Source organism: Streptomyces sp. UNOC14_S4 (assembly GCF_020740835.1).
Classification (GTDB): Bacteria; Actinomycetota; Actinomycetes; order Streptomycetales; family Streptomycetaceae; genus Streptomyces.
In genome coordinates, this window is sequence record NZ_JAINFC010000845.1 from 1 (window position 1) to 1,926 (window position 1,926).

3 protein-coding genes are annotated in these 1,926 nt (G+C 74.8%); 1 reads left to right on the plus strand and 2 read right to left on the minus strand.

The window, feature by feature from the left end; genetic code table 11:
• Positions 1-98: 98 nt before the first annotated feature.
• Together K6I34_RS36375 and K6I34_RS36380 are read right to left on the minus strand one after the other, a co-directional pair.
• Positions 99-605, minus strand: coding sequence for an SUKH-3 domain-containing protein (locus tag K6I34_RS36375; protein WP_229332299.1), 507 nt, complete (start codon positions 603-605; stop codon positions 99-101).
• Between the two features lie 3 nt (positions 606-608).
• A complete protein-coding gene (locus K6I34_RS36380; protein ID WP_374231117.1) occupies positions 609-1,157 on the minus strand; it encodes a YwqJ-related putative deaminase in 549 nt (182 codons plus the stop codon).
• 412 nt (positions 1,158-1,569) lie between these two features.
• On the opposite strand from K6I34_RS36380, the gene K6I34_RS36385 reads away from it, so the two are divergent.
• A partial coding sequence (locus tag K6I34_RS36385) for an HNH endonuclease (protein ID WP_229332300.1) occupies positions 1,570-1,926 on the plus strand: 357 nt, incomplete at its 3' end.

Genomic DNA, 1,926 nt, shown 5'->3' on the forward strand with positions numbered 1-1,926 from the left:
CCCACCCCACCCTCACCACCCACCCAGCCCGTCCGGCGTTTGAGGACGCGGCCGCAGGCCGCTCCCGCCCGTAGGGCGGCAACGGCGGGCGGGAGCAGTCAGTGGCGCGGCCCAGCCGACAGGCGTGACGGGCGTGTGCCCGTCACCAGCGTGCCGATCGCGTGGTCGATGTCGGAGCCGAGGTACCAGTCACCCGTGTGGTCGAGGCTGTAGACGCGTCCGTGCGCGTCGATCGCCAGGAGCGCCTGTCCGTCCGCCTCCTGGCCCAGGGGGCAGACGTCGGCCCCGAGCGCGCGTCCGAGGTCGGAGACCGTGCGGGCGAGGTGCAGCCCGTGCAGCGGGTCGATGTGGAACGGCGTGGGCGCGATGTGGCGCCCGGGGCCGGAGGCCGCGATGTGCAGGCCGCCGAACTCCGCCCACGCCTCGACGGCGGCGGGGAAGACGGTGTGCCGGTGCCCGGCGGGCGAGGTGTGGGCGCGCAGGGCGTCGGCCCAGTTCTCGGCGGCCTTGATGTCCCAGCGGCCGGGCTGCCAGCCCGCCTCGCGGAGGGCGGCGTCGACGGCGACGGGGAAGCGGGTGGCGGCGGTGCGGTCGAAGGCGCGCATGGGTCAGCCCTTGCCGTTGGTCGGGGTGGCGGGGTCGACGGTCCGTACGCCGAAATGGCCGAGGAGGGCCGTACAGGAGCGGCAGGGGGGCGCGTAGCCGCCGTGCCGGGGGTCGCCCTCCTCGCGGATGTGCCGGGCGGTGAGCTTGGCGTGCTTGAGGGCGCGCTTCGCCTCGCCGTGGGTGAGCGGTTTGCGGGAGGCGCGTTTGCTCCGGCCCGCCTCGAACGCGGTGAGCCAGCGGGTCAGCAGCACCGCCTCCGGGCAGCGCCCGGTGAACCGCTCGCGACGGTCGCTGGTGAGCGTGTCGAGGAAGTCCTGGACGAGCGGGTGGAGCGTCGGTGGCTGGTCGGACTTGCCCGCCGTGCAGGTCAGGGTCTCACCGCGGACGGACAGCGCGGCCGCGACGGCGGGCAGGATGCCGTCGCGGCGGTGCAGCAGCGCGGGCGGCCGCTCGGCGTCCTCGGTGGCGCTCCAGGTGAGCCGGGGGTCGCCGGGGGCGGCGGTGGCACCGGTGGCACCGGTGGCACCGGTGGCGCTTTCGTTCACGTTCACGTTCACGGGCTGGCGGTCCTGTGTCGTGTGCAATCTGGTTCTTCCCTCCCGTGCAATCCCCCTGTTGCGGGGATCAGCCTGCCAAATGGGATGCCGGGTGCGGAAGTCAGGTCGGCCTTGGGCGGGGTGCCGCGCGGCGGCGGCCGGTCACATGATCGTTCCGGTTCGGGGTCGATGTGAAGACCGGGGTTCGGTCACAGCTGCGAACGCGGCCGGGCGCGGGCCCCGGCCCCGGTGGGGAGGGTCGCTCCTTGCGGCAGCGCATAGGCTGTGCCGTACGGGGTGTTCTCGGCCATGGGGACACCGCCCGGCCGGGCCGCCCCGTGGCGCGGCCGGTGGCCCGCGGCGTCCAGCACATACAAAAGGACACATACGGGCCGTCAGGGGACGAAGTCAGCAGGGGGCATCCGCCATGACGACAGGTCGGCTCGGGCAGCACGCCGCGCCACCGAACACGGCCTACGCCGGGCAGGTCGTGCACTTCCCGGACCCGGTCCGTGCCGCCCGTCACCCCAAGGGTGTGCGGGTCGACGAGGACGGCTTCCCGGACTTCTCGCCGTACGCGCGGGCCGCCGCCGAGATCGCCGAGCCCCCGGAGGGCTTCGGCGTCGACGAGCTGCGGCTGACGGACTACGTGTCGGCGAACGCCGCCCAGCACGCGGCCGGGCACGAGCTGTGGGCCAGCCTGCCCCCCGTCGCCACCCCGCACGGCTGGACGTGGCACCACGTGGCGGGCACCCGGCGTCTGGAGCTGGTCCCCGCCGAGGTC

Bases quoted from the DNA above. Each gene is read 5' to 3' on its own strand.
- K6I34_RS36375 (WP_229332299.1), bottom strand. From the start codon at position 605: ATGCGCGCCTTCGACCGCACCGCCGCCACCCGCTTCCCCGTCGCCGTC.